Here is a 19,641-nt window from a genome sequence, read left to right on the forward strand (position 1 = left end):
GGTCACCGACCACCATGACCGTCCTCGACACACGCGCCCTCAACCGCGCCGCCCTCGCCCGCCAGCACCTCCTCGACCGTACGGACCTCCCCGCCCGCGATGTCGTGGCGCACCTGTGCGGCATGCAGGCGCAGGAACCACAGGAACCGTTCATCGGCCTGTGGTCCCGGCTGCACGCCTTCAAGCCGCAGGAACTGGACGAGGCGATGACCGGACGCGACGTCGTGCGCACCCATCTGATGCGCCGGACCGTCCATCTCGTCACCGCCGAGGACGCGCTGGACTGGCGGGCCCGCCACGATGCCATGCTGCGCCAACGCACCGCGGCCACCTACCGCCAGGAGTTCGCCGGCATCGACCTCGACGAGGTGGCGGCGGCCGGGCGCGCGGTCACGGCCGACCGGCAGCCGCGCACCATGGGCGAACTCGCCGACGCGCTGGCGCACCGCTGGCCCGTGCCACCGCGCCGCGCGCTGGGCGAACTGCTCGTCTCGGCCCTCGTGCCCACGGTCCAGCTCCCACCGCGCGGCCTCTGGCGCACCAAGGCGGGAGTCCGCACGCTGCCCCTGGCCACCTGGCTCGGCCGCGAAATCACCCCGCTCTCCACCGAAGAGGGCGACCCCATGGGCCAACAGCTCGTCCGGCGCTACCTCGCCGCCTACGGCCCCGCCGCCAGTGCCGACATCCGCGCCTGGTGCGGGCTCGCCGGACTGCCGGCCGCGGTCAAGGCGATCCGGGAGGAACTGGTCACCTTCCGCGACGAACGCGGCCGTGAGCTCCTCGACCTGCCGGACGCGCCGCGACCGGACGGGGACACCCCCGCACCTGTCCGCTTCCTGCCGGCGTTCGACAACGCGATCCTCGGCTACCACGACCGCAGCCGCATCATCGACGACGCCCACCTCGGGCTGTCCGTCGCCGGTCAGCGCGCCGTGCTCGTCGACGGCCGCGTCGCCGCGACCTGGACCATGCGCCAAGGGCGACTCGACATCGCCCTGCTGCGGCCCCTCACCCACCCGGAGCGCGAATCCGTCCACGCCGAGGCCCAACTCATCGCCGGTTTCCTGGCGGAGGACGCCGACGAGGTACGTATCACCTTCGACGGCGGTTGAGGGCAGGGTGATGCCGCCGTCGTGGCGGTGGGGAACGCCATGACTCCTGCCGCGCAGGGGGTGCGTGCGGCGCCGATCACGCAACCGCACGCCCACCAAGTGCGCCTCAACTACTCTCCGTTGTGATTGGTGACGGCACGTAGCATCGCTGCTGTTGCTACTGGAGGGCAGGGTCTGGCCCCAGTGACGGAGGGTTTCCATGACAGTCAGTGGTGTGCAGTGGTTGGTGACCGCAGAGGTGCTCAACGGCCGTATCGGTGAGGGGCATTGGATCGAGGGTGATCGGAACTCCGAGGGCCGCGGTGAGTCGGCCGAGGCGCGTCGGCCGGCCGATGTGCCGGCCGCGGCCATGACCGACGTGCTGACCGTCGGCCGTGCTCACCGGCCGACGGACTCGGTGGACACGTGCTCGACGCCGCCAAGCCTGATGTGGACGCAGTTCGAGACCAACCCTTTCCCCGTCTACGCCCGCCTGCGCCGGGACTTCCCTCTCGTCCGTGACGAGTCCTTGGACGCATGGGTCGTCAGCCGCTACGCCGATGTCCGAGCCGCCCTGTGCGACCCGCGCCTCGCCCCGCCGGACAACACCCTGAGGACAGCCCGCGCGGATCACACGCCCCTCCGCACGGTGCTGTCCGCGGCCCTCCGCAACCACGCCCCTACCAACCTGCGCCGGACCGCCTTCGGGGCGGCCGAGGAACTCGCCTGGCGGGCCGCCGCGGAGATCCGCCGGTGCGGGAGCACCGACCTGGTCCCCACGTTCTGCGAAGCCCTGCCCGTTCAGGTCCTGACGGCCGCCCTGGGCCTGCCGTCTGCCGACGCCCCTCGGCTGCGGCTCTCTTGCAATGCCGCTGCCTCGAAGCCCCGCCTCGCCTGTCTGGAACCACATATCGCCGCCCGGCGATCGGAGCCCGGCGACGACCTCCTGTCGACGCTGTGCGCAGCCGAGATCGAGGGCCGCCCGTTGACCGACCAGGAGATCCAGCGCATGTGCGCTGTGCTGTTGACCGCCGGTGCCCGCACAACGGAGAAGGCCCTGGCCCTCTTCCTCACCAACCTCGTCGACCATCCCGACGCGCAAGCCGCCGTGGCGGAGAAGCCCGACCTGGTGCACGCGGCCTGGGCCGAGTCGCTGCGCCGCGACCCGCCCACGCATGTCGTCTTCCGCCGGGCCACCGAAGCCGTCGACCTGCCGAGCGGCACCATTCCCGCCGGCGCCACGGTCGCCTGTCTGCCGGCGTCCGCGAACCGCGACCCCGCACACTTCGCCGACCCCGACCACTTCGACATCCGCCGCCCCGAGCGGGACGAATTCGCGGCGTCCGCAGAGAACTTGGCCTTCGGTGCGGGCGAGCGGTCCTGCCTGGGCGCCCACCTGGCCCGTCTCCTGGGAGAGACCGTCTCGGCCCTCCTCCACCATCTGCCCCACCTGCGCTGGACGGACGGATTCACCCCCACTCCGCAGGGCCTCATCAACAGGTCGACTCCCCGGCTGAGGGTCACCGCACGGCCATGACGAGGACCGGCGTGCGCACCTGCCTCTGACGAAGTCCGGTGGACGCCAGGCGAGGGGCCGGGAGGGCAGGCAGGCAGGCAGGTGTGCGTCAGGCGTCGCAGAGGTGTTCGATCAGGGTTTGCCAGCTGGCTGCGAGGGCGGTGGTGTCGGGTGGGGTCGACGGGTCCGGGCGGGGGACGGACAGGAAGATCAGGAGGGGGCCCTCCAGGGCCGAGGTCAGCTGGACGGTGAGGCTGCCGAGGTCGGCGAAGGCGGCGGGGCGGGCGAGGCCGAGCAGCATACGGATGTGCGCGCGGGTGAAGCCGACGCCCTCGCCCGCCGGGACCGGCCGGTTGCGGTCGAGCGCGGCGCGCGCGATGACATGGTGCGCGGTGAGGAACTCGGTACGGGCGCGGCCGTACGCGATGAGTCGCTGGACGGGGTCGGCGCCGGGGCCCAGTGGCGGGGGACCGGTGAGTACCTGCTGCTGAAAGGCGTGCTCGTCGTCGTCCAGCAGTGCGAGGAAGATCCCGGCGCGGGTGCCGAAACGCCGGTACACCGTCCCTTTCCCCAGCCCCGCCCGCTCCGCGAGGCCGTCCATCGTGACCTTGTCGGCTCCCAGCTCGGCCATCATCGCGCGGGCGGTGGCCAGCAACTGCTCACGGTTGCGGGCGGCGTCGGCCCGCTCGGCGCGGGGCCGGCCCAGGGGCACCACAGGTTGGCTCATGGCCTCAAAGCTACTGCGGGAATAAGAAGCGGGGTAAAGTCCGCTTAGCTTCGTGACCGGGCGCCGACAGGGTGTCCGGGCGGGCAATGCGCAGACCGGCCGCACCGGGCGGGCCGGTGCACAGCGGATGGGACTGAGAACCGTGCATACCTTCCTTTGGGTCCTCCAGATCGTTCTGGCGCTGGGCATGCTGGCCGCAGGCGCCGGCAAGGTGGCCCAGCCCTACGAGAAGACTGCCGAGAGCATGGCCTGGGCCAGGAGCTTCAGCGCGGGCCAGGTGAAGACCATTGGCGCGCTCGAAGTGCTGGCCGCGGCCGGGCTGATCCTGCCGGCCGCCACGGGCATCGCCTCCGTACTGACACCACTGGCGGCGGTCGGCGTCGCCGTCATCATGGTCGGCGCCGTCTTCGCCCACGGGCGGCGGCAGGAGTGGCCCAACGTCGCCGTCAACGTCGTTCTGCTGGCGATCGCCGTGGTGATCGCCTGGGGCCGCTTCGGCCCGTACTCGTGGTGACCTGATCCCCGTCTGCGCCTCGCCCGCGGATTGTTCCCCTCCTCGCGACCCTGAAGGAGCCCCGCCATGTCCGAACCGACCCTCGCTTTTGGTCTCGACACGTTCGGTGACGTTCCGAACGACGACTCCGGTGTCCTGGTCTCCGACGCGCGCGCCATCCGGCAGGTCGTCGAGGAGGCCGTACTCGCCGAGCAGGCCGGTGTCGACGTCATCGCCCTCGGCGAGCACCACCGCCCCGAGTACTCGATCTCCAGCCCGGAGACCGTGCTCGCCGGCATCGCCACCCGCACGGAGCGCATCCGCCTGTCCTCCGGCGTGACCGTGCTCAGCTCCGACGACCCGGTCCGGGTCTTCCAGCGCTTCTCGACACTGGACGCCCTCTCGAACGGGAGGGCCGACATCATCCTGGGGCGCGGCTCGTTCACCGAGTCCTTCCCCCTGTTCGGCTACGACCTGGCCGACTACGACGAACTGTTCGAGGAGAAGATCGAGCTGTTCGCCGAACTGCTGAAGGAGAAGCCGGTCACCTGGAGCGGCACCCACCGGGCGTCGCTCGACAACGCCGACGTCTTCCCCAAGACCGAGTCCGGGCAGCTGAACACCTGGGTCGGCGTCGGCGGCTCCCCGCAGTCGGTGGTGCGCACCGCGCGTTACGGATTCCCGCTGATGCTCGCCATCATCGGCGGCAACCCCGAGCGGTTCGCGCCGTACATCGATCTGTACGAGCGGGCCACCGCCCAGTTCCGGACGACCGCTCACCCGGTCGGGGTGCACTCGCCCGGCTTCGTCGCCGACACCGACGAGGAGGCCCGTACGGTGCACTGGCCGCACTACAAGCTGATGCGCGACCGCATCGGCGCGACGCGCGGCTGGCCGCCGATCCGCCGCGAGGAGTACGAGCACGAGATCAAGAACGGCTCGCTGTACGTCGGTTCGCCCGAGACGGTCGCCCGCAAGATCGCCCGTACCGTCAAGGCGCTCGACCCGGGACGGTTCGACCTGATCTACACCACGGGACCGGTCCCGGTCAGCGCACGGCTTCGTGCTGTGGAGCTGTACGGCAGCAAGGTCATCCCCATGGTCCGTGACATCGTCGCGGGCTGACCGCAGCCGACGCCGTACGGAACGGCGCACGACTTCACGGCCCCGCACGGAGTGTGCGGAACGGAAAGGGAAACGGAAAGGGAGAGGTCATGAACACCGCTGAAGTGCGCACCCTCGGCACCCTCGGCATCCTGGGCGCGGGGAAGGTCGGCACGGTGCTGGCCCGGCTGGCCGTGGCGGCCGGTTACCGGGTGCTCGTCGCCGGGTCCGGCGACCCGGCACGGATCGCCCTCACCACCGAGGTGCTCACACCCGGCGCGGTCCCCGTGACCGCGACGGAGGCGGCGTCCGGGGCGGACGTGGTGATCCTGGCCCTCCCGCTGGGGAAGTACCGTGCCGTCCCGGTCGCGGAGTTGCGCGGCAAGCTGGTCATCGACGCGATGAACTACTGGTGGGAGACCGACGGCGTCCGCGACGACTTCACCGACCCGCGCACCTCGACCAGTGAGATGGTGCAGGCGTTTCTGCCGGAGTCGCGGGTGGTGAAGGCGTTCAACCACATGGGCTACCACGACCTGGAGGAGCGGGCCCTGCCCGCGGGCACACCCGGACGCAGGGCCATCGCGATCGCCGGTGACAACGCCGACGATCTCGCCGAAGTGGCCGGTCTTGTCGACGTGTTGGGCTTTGACGCCGTACCGGCCGGCCCGCTGGCCGAAGGCGTGCGTCTGCAACCCGGCAACGAGGCGTTCGGTGCCGCGGCCGACGTGGCGACCCTGCGGACCATGCTCGAACACTTTCCGGAGACCGAGCAGGGCCGCGAGGTGGCCCGCGCTCGCGCCGCCGTCGGACCACGGGACGAGCAGCAGGCCGAGCGCGCCCCGGCCGTCTGACCGAGAGCGGTGTGACCCGGCGAGGGGCGCGAGGCGCGGCGGTGCGAGGCGAGGCGGTGCGAGGCGATGGGGCACGTGCACGGGGCCGCGCTCAACGAGCGTCGTGGCCTCCGGGCCGTCAGAGCACGGCCAGCCGGTCCACCAGCAGTTCCGTCCTGCGCTCGGCCTCCCCGGGCGGCAGCCGTCCCGCCCGGGTCAGGGTGGCCAGCCCATGCAGGGCGGCCCAGAACACCTCGGTGAACAACGCCGGGTGGACGCCCTCCCCGGCGACCTCGCCGAGGCTCTCCAGCAGGGCGGCGAAGGCGTCCTTCAGGGGCTCCGGGGTGTCCTCCCGGGCGAACGCCAGGCCGCCGTCCAGCTGGAACATGGCGTCGTAGACCGCCGGGTTGTGTTCGGCGAAGTCGAGGTAGGCGCGGGCGAGGGCGGTGACCCGGGTGCGTGGGCCGTCCGCGGCGGAGGCCGCCGCCCGCACCGCCGCGGCCATCTCGGCGGCACCCTGAAGAGCGACTGCGCCGATGATCTCGCGCTTGCCGCGGAAGTGGCTGTAGAGCACGGGCTGGCTGTACTCGATGCGCTCGGCGAGCCGGCGGGTGGTGACCGCGTCCCAGCCCTGCTGCTCGGCGAGTTCACGGGCCGTCGCCACGATGAGCCGTTCGCGGTCCGCCCGCTCCCGCTCCTTGCGTTCCTGTACCGACATGACTGGATCCTAGCACCGCTAGACATTCGAGCGGCAGTAGGACTAGCGTTGCTTCAACAGCTAGCGGTGCTAGATCTCGAAGGGGTCATCATGCTCAACGCGGTACAGGTCTTCACGATCGTGGTCGTCGGTCTGATGGTGGGGGTGGAGTTCTCCGTCGCCTTTGTCATCAACCCGATCCTCAACGCCCTTCCCGGCGACAGCGGCCAGCTCGGCCGGAGCCACGGGGGCCGGATGCTCGGCGCCGTGATGCCGTTCTGGTACGTCGGCTCGCTCGTCCTCGTCGCGATCTGGGCCGTCGCCGGCCGGCACCACGGCGGCACCGGCCTCGTCGTCACCGCCGCCGCGCTGCTGGTCCTGAGTGTGGTCATGTCGGTCGCGCTGCTCGTCCCGATCAACAACCGGGGCAAGGCGTGGACCCCCGAGAACCGGCCCGAGGACTGGAAGGAGCAGGCGAACCGCTGGGACCGCTACCACTACGTCCGCGTCGCCGTCATCGTCGCCGCCTTCGCCCTCCTGGCCGCCGCCCTCGTCTGAGCCGACGGGTGGGCGCTGCCCTCGTCTGAGCCGACGGGTGGGCGCTGCCCTCGTCTGAGCCGACGGGCGGGCGGCGCCGTCGCCTGAGCCGACGGGTGGGCGTCGCGCCGGTGGCCCACAATCCCGGCTCTGTGCGGCAGTGAGGCCCCCGGACGCCCGGGTCCGTCGTAGGCTGCCGCCACACAGTCGTACGCTGCCGCCACAAGGGACAGGAGACTGCCGTGGCCGAGACGACACTGACCGGTGCGACGGTCGCCGAGCTGATGGCCGAACTGGCCGAGCTGGAGGACCCGAAAGCGCGCGAGATGAACGAGCGGCACGGTGACGACCACGGTGTGAACCTCGGCAAGCTGCGTGCGATCGCGAAGCGCCTCAGGACGCAGCAGGAACTCGCGCGCGAGCTGTGGGCGACGGACGACACCGCGGCGCGGCTGCTGGCCCTGCTGATCTGCCGCCCGAAGGCGTTCGGACGCGACGAACTGGACGTCATGCTGCGCCAGTCACGGACACCCAAGGTGCACGACTGGCTTGTGAACTACGTGGTGAAGAAGAGCCCGCACTCCGAAGAGCTGCGAGTGGCCTGGTACGCCGATCCGGATCCCGTGGTCGCGAGCGCGGGCTGGGCACTGACCACCGAGCGGGTGGCGAAGAAGCCCGACGGCCTCGATCTGACGGGCCTGCTCGACGTTGTCGAGGCGGAGATGAAGGACGCCCCGGACCGACTCCAGTGGGCGATGAACCACTGCCTGGCCCAGATCGGCATCGAGCACCCCGACCTCCGCGCCCGCGCTCTCGCCATCGGTGAGCGCCTGGAGGTACTCAAGGACTACCCGACCTCGCCGGGCTGCACCTCGCCGTTCGCCCCGGCCTGGATCAACGAGATGGTGCGCCGGCAGACCGAGAAGTAGCGCACGGGTCCCTCCGGGGGGACCGCGCGCTAGCGCTCGCCGGCCGGCTCTCCGAGCAGCGTCCCGACGGTCGCGGTCACGGCGGCGACCAGGGCCGCCCGGTGGGCGGCGAGACGGGCACCGGCGTCCTCGTCGCGCGGATTGCGGATCGTGGGAGCGGTGGTGTTCCAGCTCTGGGCAGCTGCCAGGGCGATCATCATCGCGTCCATCGCCGTCGTGAGCGGCACGCCGTAGTACGCGGCCAGGTCGCCGGCCTTCGTCAGATGCGCCTCCTGCTCCTGGTCCGAGGCTTCCGGGCGCTCCAGCATCTTCCACTGCGTGAGGCGTTGCAGTGACGGGTCGGACGTCAGCTCGTCGAAGAGCGCGGCGGTGTACCCCGGAAGGTCGGCGGGGGTGAAGGGCACCACGTCGGCCAGGACCCGCAGGCGGTCGCCGAGCACCGCGTCGAACAGCGCTTCCTTGGAGCCGAAGTAGGCATAGATCGCCTGCTTGTTCGCCGAGGCGGTGTCCGCGATACGGCCGACCCGGGCGCCCGCGAAACCGACCTGGACGAACTCGTCGTAGGCCGCGGCCAGCAGCCGGGCGCGGGTGGCGGCGGAGTCGTAGGTCATGGCCGACAGTTTAAAACAACCGGATGGTTTGACGCGTGGGAGGTCCAGGAGTACAAATAAAACATCCGGTTGGATTCATTGAGGGAGAGCATGATCATGTCCACCGACCTTTCGCTGCCCTTCACCGCCGCGTCCACCGCCGGCGAGGTGATCAAGGGTGTTGATCTCCGCGGCCGGCGGGCCGTCGTCACGGGCGGGGCCTCCGGCATCGGCCTGGTCACCGCCCGCACACTCGCCGAGGCCGGCGCGGAGGTGACCCTCGCCGTGCGAAACCCCGAGTCCGCGCGCGGTGCCGCCGACGGGATCCGGGCCGTGAGCCAGGCGCCGGTGCACGTCGCCCGGCTCGATCTCTCGGACCCCGTGAGCGTCGACGCCTTCACGTCTGCCTGGGACGGGCCGCTGCACATCCTGGTGAACAACGCCGGGATCATGGCCCTGCCCGAGCTGACCCGGACCGCACGGGGCTGGGAGAGCCAGTTCGCCACCAACCACCTGGGGCACGCGCAACTGACTCTGGGGCTGTACGACGCGCTGAAGTCCGCCGACGGGGCCCGTGTCGTCCAAGTCGCCTCCTCGGCGCACCTGATGGCCCCGGTCGACTTCGACGACATCCACTTCGAGCAGCGGCCCTACGAGGCCTGGACGGCGTACGCCCAGTCCAAGACCGCCATGGTCCTGTTCACGGTCGCGCTGGCGGAGCGCTGGAAGGCGGACGGCATCAGCGTCAACGCCCTGCACCCCGGAGGCATCATGACCAACCTCCAGCGCCATCTCGACGACGAGCAGCTCACGTTCGTCGGCGCGAAGGACGCGAGCGGCCTCACCCTGGAGGTGCCGCCCGGCTGGAAGACACCGGAGCAGGGCGCCGCCACCTCGGTACTGCTCGCCGCGTCACCGCTCGTCGAGGGCGTCACCGGCCGCTACTTCGAGGACGTCGCCCTCGCCCCCGTACAGGCGCAGGCGCAGACGTCCGCCACCGCCGGCGGAGTGGCGCCCCATGCGCTCGACACCGGTCTCGCGCGGCGGCTGGAGGACGAGACGAGGAAGCTGCTCGCGGCGCGCTGGCCCACGGCGGGTCGTTAAGGCGCAGCAGTGGGCGCGTCCGAGGCCAGGGCCACGGCGCGGAGGGTGGCGGCCACGCGCGTGACCGGCTCGGTCGGTGACTGGGGGAGCCGGGCCAGGAGCAGGCGCCGCTGTTCCTGCGGGCCGCCCCGGACCGGGAGGATCCGGACGCCCGGCGGTGCGGCGGAGGCGAGGACGGCGGGGGCGGTCGTCAAGCCGCAGCCCGCGGCCACCAGGTGCAGCTTGGCGAGCCAGTCGCGGGCGGTGTGGGCGATGTCGGGCCGCTCGTCCAGGCCCGGCCAGACGCCCATCAGCCGGTCCTCGCCCGAGGAGGACCCCGCGATCCAGCGCTGCCCGCGCAGGTCCGCCACGTCGACGAAGTCGCCCCGGGCCAGCGGATGCGTGCTGGGCACCGCCAGACACAGCGCGCGCTCGGTGAGCGTCTGAAGCGCGAGCGGCGGCGACTCCGCGTCCGGCGCCCTGAACGGCGGCGCCGACGCCAGCAGCGCCAGGTCGATGCTGCCGGCCCGCAGGGCCCGTACCAGCGTCGGGGTGCCACCCTCGCGGCCCACGACCCGCAGGCCCGGGTCCGACTGGCGCAGCGCCACCAGCGCGCGCGGCACCAGGACGGCGCCGGCGGTGGGGACCCAACCCAGACGCACCGTGCCGGCCTGCTCCGGCAGACCCGACAGCTCACGCGCGGCAGCGTCGATCTCGTCCAGCACGGTCCTCGCCCGCCGCATGACCACCCGGCCGGCCGTGGTGAGCCGCACACCGTCCCGCCGCCGCTCCAGCAGCTCCGCCCCCGCGGCCCGCTCGATCGCCGCGATCTGCCGGGAGACCGCCGACTGGGTGTAGCCCAGCGATCCGGCGGCCGCGGTGAACGTTCCCTGTTCGGCCACCGCGCGGAAGACCCGCAGCGCGGTCAGTGACACATCCGTGAAGTCCATGACGATTACGCATACTAGCCGTGCTCAAGTCTCGTTGGACTCATGGTTGTGGGGTTTCTAGCGTGGAGGGCATGAACACTCCTCGCATCGCCCTTGTGACGGGCGCCAACCAGGGACTCGGCCGGGCCCTCGCCGAAGGGCTGGCGGCCCGGCTCGCCCCGGCCGACCTGGTGCTGCTCACCGGCCGCAGCGAGCGGCGCGTGACGGACGCGGCCCGCGAGGTCTCCGGACTGGCCGCCACCCGCTCCCGCGTCGAGGGCTGGGTCCTGGACGTCACCGACACCGACGCCATGGCCCGCCTCGCGGACGAGCTGCGCACACGGTACGGCGGCGTCGACGCAGTGATCTCCAACGCGGTCGCCCGTCTGCTGCCGCACGAGTCGCAGACCGAGCGGGCCGACGAGTTCATCGACGTCTCCAACACCGCCACCCACGCGATCCTGCGCTCCTTCGGCCCCGTCCTGCGCCCCGGGGGACGGCTGCTCGTCGTGGCCAGCAGCCTGGGCACCCTCGGCCACCTCGACCCTCGGCTGCACCACCTCTTCGACGGCGCGAGCCTCGACCAGGTCGAGTACGCCGTCGAGTCCTGGCGCAACGCCGTCCACAACAGGACGGCCGCGGAGGCGGGTTGGCCGACCTGGCTGAACGTGCCCTCGAAGGTCGCCCAGGTCGCCGCCGTCCGCGCGGTGGCCGCCGAACGCCGTACACACGATCTCGCCACCGGAACCCTGGTCGCGGCCGTCTGCCCCGGCATGGTCGACACCGCCACCTCACGCCCCTGGTTCAGCGACTACAGCCGGGCCCAGTCACCCGCCCAGGCCGCCGAGGCGGTCCTCGACCTCGTCTTCGCCGAACACGTCGACCCAAGCCTCTACGGCGAGCTGGTGCGCTTCGGCAAACCGCTGCCGTGGCACGGCGGCACCCCTCCGGCGGAGCAGGAAACCCTGCTCAAGCCCTGAACGCACCACCCACTTCGGCACACAGCAAGGAGTCATCGCATGAGTGCCATCACCACCCCGTTCGGCTTCTCCAGCACCGCCGCCGAGGTGGCGGCCGGTGTCGATCTCACCGGCCGCCGCGCGGTGGTCACCGGCGCCTCCTCCGGCCTCGGCGCGGAGACCGCCCGCGTCCTGGCCGTGACGGGAGCCGAGGTCACCCTCGCCGTCCGCGACCGGGCGGCGGGGGAGCGGACCGCGAAGGACATCGCCGGGACCACCGGCAACCAGGACGTGCGGGTCGCGCACCTGGACCTGACCGACCCCGCGTCCGTCACCGAGTTCACCGCGGCATGGCGGGGACCCCTGCACGTCCTGGTGAACAACGCGGGCGTCATGGCGAGCCCCGAGCGGTACACCGAACAGGGCTGGGAGTGGCAGTTCGCCACCAACCACCTCGGGCACTTCGCGCTCGCCACCGGACTCCACCACGCACTGGCCGCCGACGGCGCCGCCCGGATCGTCGTGGTGAGTTCCAGCGGCCACCAGCGGTCGCCGGTCGTGTGGGACGACGTCAACTTCGCCTTCCGGCCCTACGACCCGTGGCTCGCCTACGGTCAGTCCAAGACCGCCAACGTCCTCTTCGCCGTGGAGGCGACCCGCCGCTGGGCCGGGGACAACATCACCGCCAACGCCCTGATGCCCGGCGCCATCCACACCAACCTCCAGCGCCACACCGGCGACCGGGGCAGCGGCAGCGTCCCGGCCGAGCTCATCAAGACCGTCGAACAGGGCGCCGCCACCTCGGTGCTCCTCGCGACCTCACCGCTCCTCGACGGAGTGGGCGGCCGCTACTTCGTCGACTGCAACGAGACCGAGGTCGTCGCCCGCCGCTCCGGCACACTGCACGGCGTCGCCCGGTACGCCGTCGACCCCGGCAACGGGCGACGCCTGTGGGATCTGTCGCAGGACCTGCTCGCACGGGCAGCCGGCTGAGGGCGCGGACAGGCCGGCCCTGCCGACGGGCCGCGCGTGGGCCACGTACGGGCCACAAGTGGACTACAGGAAGCGGCGGATGGGAATCACGGAGACCTCGCGCGCCCGCTGCCACACGGACCGCCGCTTCCAGCGCCCCTCACGGATCAGCGTGGAGGCCTTCACGTCCTCGTCGAAGTGGCCGTCCAGAGTCGCCGTGAAGCCCTCGTCGAGTACGGCGAGCATGACCTCTTCGTCGTGGTCCAGTGAGCGGCGGTTGAAGTTGGTGGAGCCGATCAGGGCGGCGACGCCGTCCACGGTGATGACCTTGGCGTGCATCATCGTCGGCTGGTACTGGTAGATCTTCACACCGCACGAGACGAGCGCCTCGTAGTGGTGCTGGCCCGCCAGTTGGCAGACCCGCTTGTCGGTGTGCGGGCCGGGCAGCAGGATCTCCACCGTGACACCCCGCCGGGCGGCGGCGCACAGCAGGTCGACGAAGTAGACGTCGGGGGAGAAGTAGGCGGTGGCCAGCCGGAAGCGGTCCTCGGCGGATTCCAGCATCACCCGGATCAGGGTCTGCATGTCCTGCCAGCCGAAGCTCGCCGATCCCCGCACCACCTGTACGATCGCGTCGCCCTGCGGCTCGTGCGGGACGAACCGGTCGCGGTCGTCGAAGAGTTCGTCGTGGCACTCGGCCCAGTTCTGCGCGAACGCGGCGGCGACACCGTCCACAGCCGGCCCCCGGACCTCGACATGGGTGTCGCGCCACTCGTGCTCGTTGCCCGCGTCGCCGCACCACTCCTCGGCGATGCCCACCCCACCCGTGAAGGCCGTCTGTTCGTCGACGACCAGCACCTTGCGGTGGCAGCGGTGGTTCTGCTTGAACGGGGAGAGCGCCACGGGCCTGCGGAACCAGGCCACATGCACCCCGGCCCGGGTCATCTCCTCCAGCAGTTCCTTCTCGATCAGCCGGCTGCCGAACCCGTCGAGCAGCAGCCGCACCCGCACACCTTCCCGGGCCCGGCCGGACAGCGCCTGCGCGAACTCACGAGCGATGTCCCCCTTCCAGTACACAAAAGTCATCATGTCGACCGTGTGCTCGGCCGACCGGATCCGGTCGAGCATCGCCGGGAAGATCTCGTCACCGTTGCGCAGCACGGTGAGCGCGTTGCCCTCGGTCGCCGCGATTCCGATCAGCCGCTCCAGCCTGCGGCGTATCCGGGTGGTGCGGTCCTGAGTCCTGCGCGCCGCCGGCGCCTCGGCGACGGCGGACACGGGCACGTGCTGGTCCTGAGTACTGGTCATGGCGTCACGTGTACCCGCCCTCGCGCCATACCGGCGGGCGCCCGCAGGAGACGGCCGTCACGTTCCCGGGCCCGATTGCCCGGGGCCGCGCGGACATGCGGGCGTCCGCAGCGGGCAGGAGAGGCTGACCCCGCGTCCCTGACCCCGCGTCCCTGACCCTGCTTCCCCACCCAAAGGCGGAACCGTGAAGTCCTTCGCGGACGCCGAGAGAGGCCCCGGCGTGACAACCGACCGTGATCCACTCCACCAGCCGGCCGCACCCGTGGTCGTCGAGCCGGTGCCGGACGTCCAGCTACAGATGCTGGTACGGCTGCTGGGACAGGATGCCCAGGCCGCCCTGCCGGTCACCCTCGTCGTCGGAGGCTGTCTGCTGCACGGAGACCTGATCTCCCACGAGCGCTGGCGGGCCGACTGGGCGCGCAGTCTGCGCGGTATCGACGGGCCCGGCGCGGACCTGCTCGAACGGTTCCCCGAGCAGGTGGACGAGGTGGTCGCCGACAAACAGGGCGCCGTCGCGCAGCGGCTGCCGCAGTGGATCCACCTGCGGGACGCCACCGCACCCGCGACGCCGGGCCGCCCCGTGGTCATGCCGCTGTGGCGCGGCCGGCTCACGGACGTGTCGGGCTGGTCCCTGGGCAGGCCCGAGTAGCGGTGCGGCGAGCGTGGAGGAAGGGGTCTGCCAGGATGAGCCGTATGACGGTGCGCAGCAGAAACCATGTGACGGTGTCCGGCCGGGCCGGCGGGCCGGTGGTGATCCTGGCGCACGGGTTCGGCTGCGACCAGAACATGTGGCGGCTGGTGGTGCCCCTTCTGGAGCGCGATTTCACCGTGGTGCTGTTCGACCACGTCGGCGCCGGACGCTCCGAGTTGTCGGCGTGGAGCGAGGAGCGCTACTCCGCGCTGGAGGGCTACTCCGAGGACGTCCTGGAGATCTGCCGTGAGCTGGCGCTCGGCCCGGTGACGTTCGTGGGGCACTCGGTGAGCGCGATGATGGGCGTACTGGCCGCGGCGCGGGAGCCGGCGGCGTTCGCCGGTCTGGTGCTGCTCGCCCCCTCGCCGAGTTTCATCGACGACCCGGTCACCGGTTATCGCGGCGGGTTCAGCGCCGAGGACATCGACGAACTCCTGGAGTCACTGGACGCGAACTATCTGGGCTGGTCGGGCGCCATGGCCCCGGTGATCATGGGCAATCCCGAGCGGCCCGAACTGGGCGAGGAGCTGACCAACAGCTTCTGCCGCACCGACCCGGACATCGCGCGTGTCTTCGCCCGCGTCACGTTCCTGTCGGACAACCGCGACGACCTCGCCCACGTCACCGTGCCCACCCTGATCGCCCAGTGTTCGAACGACGCGATCGCGCCGCCCGAGGTAGGAGCGTTTGTGCAGTCCCGGATCCCCGGCAGCCGACTGCTCACCCTGAACGCCACCGGCCACTGCCCCCAGCTCGCTGCACCGGAGGAGACGGCCGCCGCGATCACCGACTTCGTCACGGCCATCTGATGATGTCCCGGACCGGCGACGACGAAAGCAGCGAACCACCACCCGCGGGCGAACAGGCACGCCCCGGCAAACAGGCGCACCCGGGCGAACAAGTACGCCCCGAGTTCCAGCCCGCCGACCACCGCGCGGCGTTCTCCGCCCTTCTGGAGGACAGCGCCGAGGACCTCTACGAACACGCGCCGTGCGGCTACCTCTCCACCCTCCTCGACGGCACCATCGCGAAGATCAACACCACCCTGCTGGGCTGGCTCGGCTACCGCCACGGCGACCTGGTCGGCCGCAGGACGTTCTCCGAACTGCTGACCGTGGGCGGACGCCTCTACCACGAGACACACTTCGGCCCGCTGCTGCGTATGCAGGGCGAGATCAGCGGTATCGCCCTGGAACTCAGGACGGCCGACGGCAGCCGGCTGCCCGTACTGGTCACCTCCACCGTCAAGTCCGGCGCCGACGGGCAGCCCCTGCTGATCCGCACCACCGTCTTCGACGCCCGCGACCGCCGCGCCTACGAGACCGAACTGCTGCGCGCCCGCCAGCAGGCCGAACACGAACGCGAAGAACTCATCCGGCTCAACGCCACCCTCCAGCAGACCCTGCTGCCCCCCGCCCTGGTGAGCGTGCCCGGCCTGGACGTGGCCGCGCACTACCACATCGCCTCGGCGGACAAGGTCGGCGGCGACTTCTACGACCTCTTCCCCCTGGACGCCGGGACCTGGGGCCTGTTCCTGGGCGACGTGTGCGGCAAGGGCGCGTCCGCCGCGGCGATCACCTCCCTGGCCCGCTACACACTGCGGGCCGCGGCCGTCTACAACCCCGACCCGGCGGCCGTGCTGAGCAACCTCAACACCGTCCTCAACCACGAGTACAACGGCGACGACCCGCGGTTCTGCACCGTCGTCTTCGGACTGCTCACCCCGGACCCCGACCAGGGCGGCTTCCGCGTCACCCTGGCCAGCGGCGGACACCCGCCAGCCCTGCTGCTGCGCGCGGAGGCGGACACCACCTACCTGCCCACCCCCGGCGGACAGCTCATCGGCGTACTGCCCGACGCGCACATCGCCACCACCACCGTCCACCTCGAAGCGGGCGACACCCTGCTGCTCCACACGGACGGCCTCACCGAAGCGCACACCGCCTCGGATCAGGACGACGACGACCGCTACGGCGACGAGGCCCTCCTCGACTTCGCCCGGACCCTCGCGCCCACCACCGCCACCGGTGTGGTCCGCGCGATCCGCGACCTGCTCGACACGTTCGGCACCGGCGTCGACGACGACACAGCCGTCCTCGCCATCAGCGTGCCCCGACCCACCAGTGAAGAGCAGCAGTGAGCCTCCTCGCGATCCGCACCCGAACCACCGTCGCCGGTCCCGTGATGGAACTGACCGGCGAACTCGACTACGGGTCCTCCTCCCAGGTGCGTGACGCGCTGCCCCGGCTCACCCTTGAGCCGGGCCGGCAGCTCGTCGTCGACCTGAGCGGCATCACCTTCTGCGACTCCAGCGGCATCACCGCTCTCCTCGCTGCCCGCAACCACGCCCTCGCCGCCCGGGCGGACATCGTCCTGGCGACCGTGCCCGGCCACATCAGCCGCGTCTTCACGGTGGTCGGCCTGGACCAGGTCTTCACCATGCACCCCACCGCAGAGGCCGCCGAAGCGGCCTGGACACCGCCCGCGCCCGGTCCCTGAGCCGCCGGACGTCAGGCGGCGTGCTGGTAGGCGGGATACGTGAGGTAGCCCGCGTCGCCGCCCTGGTAGAACGTGGCCTCGTCCACCGGGGCGACGGGATGGCCGTTGCGGAGCCGCTCCACGAGATCGGGGTTGGCCAGGAAGCCGCGGCCGAAGCTGATCAGGTCCGCGCCGAGCCCCAGCCAGTGATCGGCCTCCGCCCGCCCGGCCGGCTTGGGGCCCATCGGGACCGACGGGTTCACGACCAGGGTGCCGGGCCAGGCGCGGCGCAGCCCGACGAGCACCTCCTCGTCCGAGGTCGCCTCCAGATGGACGTACGCGATGCCGAGCCGGGCCAGTTCGGCCAGCAACGCCGTGTTGAGGACCGCCGCGTCGTGCTCCTCGACGCCCCAGAAGCCGCCACCGGGGGAGAGGCGGATTCCCGTACGGGCCGCGCCGACCGCGTCCACCGTCGCGGCGACGGCCTCCACGGCGAACCGGATCCGGCCCGCGACGGAGCCGCCGTACCGGTCCGTGCGCCGGTTGGCGTTGGAGGAGAGGAACTGGGAGATCAGATAGCCGTTGGCGCCGTGGAGCTCGACCCCGTCGAAGCCCGCGGCGATCGCCCGGCCGGCCGCCTGTCCGTAAGCGTCGACGTGCTCGGGCACCTCGGCGGTCTCCAGCGCGCGGGGCTCGGGCGCCGGCTGGGGGCCGGTCGGGGTGAAGACCTCGCCCACCGCGGCGACGGCCGACGGGCCGACCGGCCGGTGGCCGGTGGTGTCGGGGTGGGAGACCCGGCCACCGTGCATGATCTGGGCGAAGATCCGGCCGCCGTTGCTGTGCACGGCACCCGTCACCGCCTGCCACGAGCGGACCTGCTCATCGGTGTGCAGTCCGGGCGTTCCGGGATTGGACTGCCCGATCACGCTGGGCTGCACGCCCTCGGAGACGATCAGCCCGGCCGTCGCGCGCTGGGCGTAGTACGCGGCCATGGAGGCGGTGGCAAGGCCGCCCGCCGCGGCCCTGACGCGGGTCATCGGGGCCATCACCGTCCGGTTCGGCAGGGCCAGTTCACCCAGTCGGTAGCCGCTGAACAGGGTCGTCATGTCACGCTCCTCCTACTGCCTCTCGCCCGGCACCCGGGCACGGCGCTACGCTAAAAGCTGACGCTGACGTCAGAGGCAAGTGATGTGACGCGGGTCATGAGGAGAGGACGTCGTTGTGCGGATCGGAGAGCTCGCCGCGCGGGCCGGAGTGAGTGTCCGGGCGCTGCGCTACTACGAGGAGCACGGACTGCTCACCAGCGACCGCAGCCCCAGCGGACAGCGCCATTACGGGGAGGAGAGCGTGGAGCGGGTGCGCTTCATCCAGGGCCTCTACGCGGCCGGTCTGTCCAGCAGGACCATCGTGGAGCTGCTGCCCTGCGTGGAGACGCCCAGTGAGCGCAACTCCGACGCCGCGCTGGAGCGCATGGCGCAGGAACGGGATCGTCTCTCCGCACACATCGAGGAACTCATGCGGACCCGGGACGCGTTGGACCGGCTGGTGGCGATGGCCCGGGACTACCGCGAGACGATGCGGCCCCGGGCCACCGCCGGCTGACCGGGCGCTACGGACTCGCCGGCTCAGTCATGGTCGTTGTGGCTGGACGACGTGTCCTCCGGCGCGACGGTACGGCCGCCGTCGTTGCCGCTGACCAGTACGCCGATCAGGGCGGCGATGACACCGACCACGGCGAGCCGCCCGGTCAGGCGCAGTGCCCAGGCCGCGGGCGAGCCGCCGCGGGGACCGCGGAGCTTCTCCGAGCGCCGGGCAGGCTTCAGCAGCCGCAGCAACAGAAGCGCCGCGATGGGGAGTTGGAGCAGCCAGATCGTGTTGCGGAACAGGCCGTCGTACCAGACGTTCGTGCCGTACAGCAGGGTGTGCCAGATGCTCAGGACGTAGACGGCGATCACGAAGCGGTGCAGGACGCGCCAGGTCTTGGGGCCGATGCGGTGTCTGACGTAGAAGAGCAGGCCGAGGGGGATCGCCAGGTAGAGGGCGGCCTGGCCGAGGGGGATGGCGAGCTTGCCCGTGCCGGAGTCGTAGCCGCCGGGGACGAAGGTCTCCACGAAGGCCGTGCCGATCGCGGAGTGCCAGCGCGCGGTGTCCGAGTAGACCAACTGGGCCGCGAAGAACAGGGCGTGCGCGACGATCAGCGCGATGGTGTTGAGGCTGGTGGTGCGGTGCAGCCGTTCGAGCCGGGGGCCGGACAGCCGTAACCAGGACGGGCGGGAACCGGAGAGCAGAAGCCCCAGGACCACCGTGATCCAGGCCCACAGCAGGGCCGACCAGCCGAACGCCTGGCTGAGGAAGTACATCCAGAACTCGCTGGTGTCGGTCATGAACGGCATCACGGACACCGTCGACGACGTCTCGGCGCGGATACGGACGTACAGCAGGGCGAAGACGGCGGCCGTGACGATCAGCGCGATCACGCCGTCGGGTATGGAGGCGCGCAGATCGGACCGCAGGGTGGGGCGTCGCTGCCGGGGTTCGGCGTCCGCGGCAGGACCGTCCACGAGGGGGCCGTCGGCGGCGGAGCCGTCGGCGAGGGGCTCGTCGGCCGGGTCGGAAGCTGGTTCCGCTGGAAGTGACGTCATCGGGCTGCCTTTTCAGTCGCCTTGGCGGGGTGGGGGAACGTGCGTCGCACAGGTTGGGTGAC

At 71.4% G+C, this 19,641-nt stretch carries 22 protein-coding genes; 15 read left to right on the top strand and 7 right to left on the bottom strand.

Translation table 11 applies throughout. The features are described 5' to 3' along the window. The first annotated feature begins 14 nt into the window (after positions 1 to 14). Both ACIQAC_RS32600 and ACIQAC_RS32605 read left to right on the top strand, forming a co-directional pair. Entirely contained in the window at positions 15 to 1,112 is a 1,098-nt protein-coding gene (locus ACIQAC_RS32600) for a winged helix DNA-binding domain-containing protein (RefSeq protein WP_402197468.1), read from the top strand. A 199-nt stretch (positions 1,113 to 1,311) separates the two neighbouring features. After that, complete coding sequence (locus ACIQAC_RS32605; RefSeq protein ID WP_402197470.1) at positions 1,312 to 2,628, top strand: cytochrome P450; 1,317 nt, start codon at positions 1,312 to 1,314, stop codon at positions 2,626 to 2,628. 88 nt (positions 2,629 to 2,716) lie between these two features. Here the strand turns inward: ACIQAC_RS32605 and ACIQAC_RS32610 are convergent, their stop codons facing one another. After that, complete coding sequence (locus ACIQAC_RS32610) at positions 2,717 to 3,334, bottom strand: TetR/AcrR family transcriptional regulator (protein ID WP_402197472.1); 618 nt, start codon at positions 3,332 to 3,334, stop codon at positions 2,717 to 2,719. 142 nt (positions 3,335 to 3,476) lie between these two features. Here ACIQAC_RS32610 and ACIQAC_RS32615 point away from each other — a divergent pair, with 142 nt between their 5' ends. The 3 genes from ACIQAC_RS32615 (at position 3,477) to ACIQAC_RS32625 (ending at position 5,785) form a co-directional block, all read left to right on the top strand. Further along, complete coding sequence (locus tag ACIQAC_RS32615; RefSeq protein WP_402197474.1) at positions 3,477 to 3,848, top strand: DoxX family protein; 372 nt, start codon at positions 3,477 to 3,479, stop codon at positions 3,846 to 3,848. Positions 3,849 to 3,914: 66 nt separating this feature from the next. Then, on the top strand, positions 3,915 to 4,952 hold the full coding sequence (locus tag ACIQAC_RS32620; RefSeq protein WP_402197477.1) for an LLM class flavin-dependent oxidoreductase: 1,038 nt from the start codon (positions 3,915 to 3,917) through the stop codon (positions 4,950 to 4,952). Between the two features lie 53 nt (positions 4,953 to 5,005). Further along, the gene (locus ACIQAC_RS32625) at positions 5,006 to 5,785 is read left to right on the top strand and encodes an NADPH-dependent F420 reductase (protein WP_402197479.1); all 780 of its coding nucleotides are present in this window, start codon (positions 5,006 to 5,008) and stop codon (positions 5,783 to 5,785) included. Positions 5,786 to 5,903: 118 nt separating this feature from the next. Here the strand turns inward: ACIQAC_RS32625 and ACIQAC_RS32630 are convergent, their stop codons facing one another. Then, the gene (locus ACIQAC_RS32630) at positions 5,904 to 6,482 is read right to left on the bottom strand and encodes a TetR/AcrR family transcriptional regulator (protein WP_402197481.1); all 579 of its coding nucleotides are present in this window, start codon (positions 6,480 to 6,482) and stop codon (positions 5,904 to 5,906) included. A 90-nt stretch (positions 6,483 to 6,572) separates the two neighbouring features. Here ACIQAC_RS32630 and ACIQAC_RS32635 point away from each other — a divergent pair, with 90 nt between their 5' ends. Both ACIQAC_RS32635 and ACIQAC_RS32640 read left to right on the top strand, forming a co-directional pair. Beyond that, a complete protein-coding gene (locus tag ACIQAC_RS32635) occupies positions 6,573 to 7,019 on the top strand; it encodes an anthrone oxygenase family protein (protein ID WP_402197483.1) in 447 nt (148 codons plus the stop codon). A gap of 263 nt (positions 7,020 to 7,282) precedes the next feature. Continuing rightward, positions 7,283 to 7,927: a DNA alkylation repair protein gene (locus tag ACIQAC_RS32640; RefSeq protein WP_402197590.1), complete on the top strand. Its 645-nt coding sequence runs from the start codon at positions 7,283 to 7,285 to the stop codon at positions 7,925 to 7,927. A 29-nt stretch (positions 7,928 to 7,956) separates the two neighbouring features. Here ACIQAC_RS32640 and ACIQAC_RS32645 read toward each other — a convergent pair whose 3' ends face one another. After that, on the bottom strand, positions 7,957 to 8,538 hold the full coding sequence (locus ACIQAC_RS32645) for a TetR/AcrR family transcriptional regulator (RefSeq protein WP_402197486.1): 582 nt from the start codon (positions 8,536 to 8,538) through the stop codon (positions 7,957 to 7,959). 96 nt (positions 8,539 to 8,634) lie between these two features. Between ACIQAC_RS32645 and ACIQAC_RS32650 the strand changes: the two genes are divergently transcribed. Next, positions 8,635 to 9,621: an SDR family NAD(P)-dependent oxidoreductase gene (locus tag ACIQAC_RS32650; protein WP_402197487.1), complete on the top strand. Its 987-nt coding sequence runs from the start codon at positions 8,635 to 8,637 to the stop codon at positions 9,619 to 9,621. Here the strand turns inward: ACIQAC_RS32650 and ACIQAC_RS32655 are convergent. After that, positions 9,618 to 10,550 carry a LysR family transcriptional regulator gene (locus tag ACIQAC_RS32655; protein WP_402197490.1) on the bottom strand — a complete coding sequence of 311 codons (933 nt, stop codon included), beginning with the start codon at positions 10,548 to 10,550 and terminating at the stop codon, positions 9,618 to 9,620. The genes ACIQAC_RS32650 and ACIQAC_RS32655 overlap by 4 nt on opposite strands. 71 nt (positions 10,551 to 10,621) lie before the next feature. Between ACIQAC_RS32655 and ACIQAC_RS32660 the strand changes: the two genes are divergently transcribed. Together ACIQAC_RS32660 and ACIQAC_RS32665 are read left to right on the top strand one after the other, a co-directional pair. Next, positions 10,622 to 11,509 carry an SDR family NAD(P)-dependent oxidoreductase gene (locus tag ACIQAC_RS32660; RefSeq protein WP_402197492.1) on the top strand — a complete coding sequence of 296 codons (888 nt, stop codon included), beginning with the start codon at positions 10,622 to 10,624 and terminating at the stop codon, positions 11,507 to 11,509. 39 nt (positions 11,510 to 11,548) lie between these two features. Next, on the top strand, positions 11,549 to 12,481 hold the full coding sequence (locus ACIQAC_RS32665; protein WP_402197495.1) for an SDR family NAD(P)-dependent oxidoreductase: 933 nt from the start codon (positions 11,549 to 11,551) through the stop codon (positions 12,479 to 12,481). A 63-nt stretch (positions 12,482 to 12,544) separates the two neighbouring features. Here ACIQAC_RS32665 and ACIQAC_RS32670 read toward each other — a convergent pair whose 3' ends face one another. Beyond that, positions 12,545 to 13,768, bottom strand: a complete 1,224-nt coding sequence (locus ACIQAC_RS32670) for a phosphatidylserine/phosphatidylglycerophosphate/cardiolipin synthase family protein (protein WP_402197498.1) — start codon at positions 13,766 to 13,768, stop codon at positions 12,545 to 12,547. 220 nt (positions 13,769 to 13,988) lie between these two features. Here ACIQAC_RS32670 and ACIQAC_RS32675 point away from each other — a divergent pair, with 220 nt between their 5' ends. Genes ACIQAC_RS32675 through ACIQAC_RS32690 form a run of 4 tightly spaced genes read left to right on the top strand, consistent with a single transcriptional unit; the run spans position 13,989 to position 16,958 of the window. Continuing rightward, the gene (locus ACIQAC_RS32675; RefSeq protein ID WP_402197500.1) at positions 13,989 to 14,417 is read left to right on the top strand and encodes a hypothetical protein; all 429 of its coding nucleotides are present in this window, start codon (positions 13,989 to 13,991) and stop codon (positions 14,415 to 14,417) included. A gap of 44 nt (positions 14,418 to 14,461) precedes the next feature. Next, positions 14,462 to 15,268, top strand: a complete 807-nt coding sequence (locus ACIQAC_RS32680) for an alpha/beta fold hydrolase (protein ID WP_402197503.1) — start codon at positions 14,462 to 14,464, stop codon at positions 15,266 to 15,268. 2 nt (positions 15,269 to 15,270) lie between these two features. Beyond that, positions 15,271 to 16,599, top strand: a complete 1,329-nt coding sequence (locus ACIQAC_RS32685; protein ID WP_402197592.1) for a PP2C family protein-serine/threonine phosphatase — start codon at positions 15,271 to 15,273, stop codon at positions 16,597 to 16,599. Beyond that, a complete protein-coding gene (locus tag ACIQAC_RS32690) occupies positions 16,596 to 16,958 on the top strand; it encodes an STAS domain-containing protein (protein WP_402197505.1) in 363 nt (120 codons plus the stop codon). Before ACIQAC_RS32685 ends, ACIQAC_RS32690 begins: the two co-directional genes overlap by 4 nt. A gap of 11 nt (positions 16,959 to 16,969) precedes the next feature. On the opposite strand, the gene ACIQAC_RS32695 is transcribed toward ACIQAC_RS32690, so the two are convergent. Next, positions 16,970 to 18,043, bottom strand: coding sequence for an alkene reductase (locus tag ACIQAC_RS32695; RefSeq protein ID WP_402197506.1), 1,074 nt, complete (start codon positions 18,041 to 18,043; stop codon positions 16,970 to 16,972). A gap of 115 nt (positions 18,044 to 18,158) precedes the next feature. Between ACIQAC_RS32695 and ACIQAC_RS32700 the strand changes: the two genes are divergently transcribed. Continuing rightward, the gene (locus ACIQAC_RS32700) at positions 18,159 to 18,539 is read left to right on the top strand and encodes a MerR family transcriptional regulator (RefSeq protein WP_402197509.1); all 381 of its coding nucleotides are present in this window, start codon (positions 18,159 to 18,161) and stop codon (positions 18,537 to 18,539) included. Between the two features lie 23 nt (positions 18,540 to 18,562). Here the strand turns inward: ACIQAC_RS32700 and ACIQAC_RS32705 are convergent, their stop codons facing one another. Next, complete coding sequence (locus ACIQAC_RS32705; RefSeq protein ID WP_402197511.1) at positions 18,563 to 19,579, bottom strand: ferric reductase-like transmembrane domain-containing protein; 1,017 nt, start codon at positions 19,577 to 19,579, stop codon at positions 18,563 to 18,565. Between the last annotated feature and the right edge of the window lie 62 nt (positions 19,580 to 19,641).

It is taken from the genome of Streptomyces sp. NPDC088387, assembly GCF_044753385.1.
Taxonomy (GTDB): Bacteria; Actinomycetota; Actinomycetes; order Streptomycetales; family Streptomycetaceae; genus Streptomyces.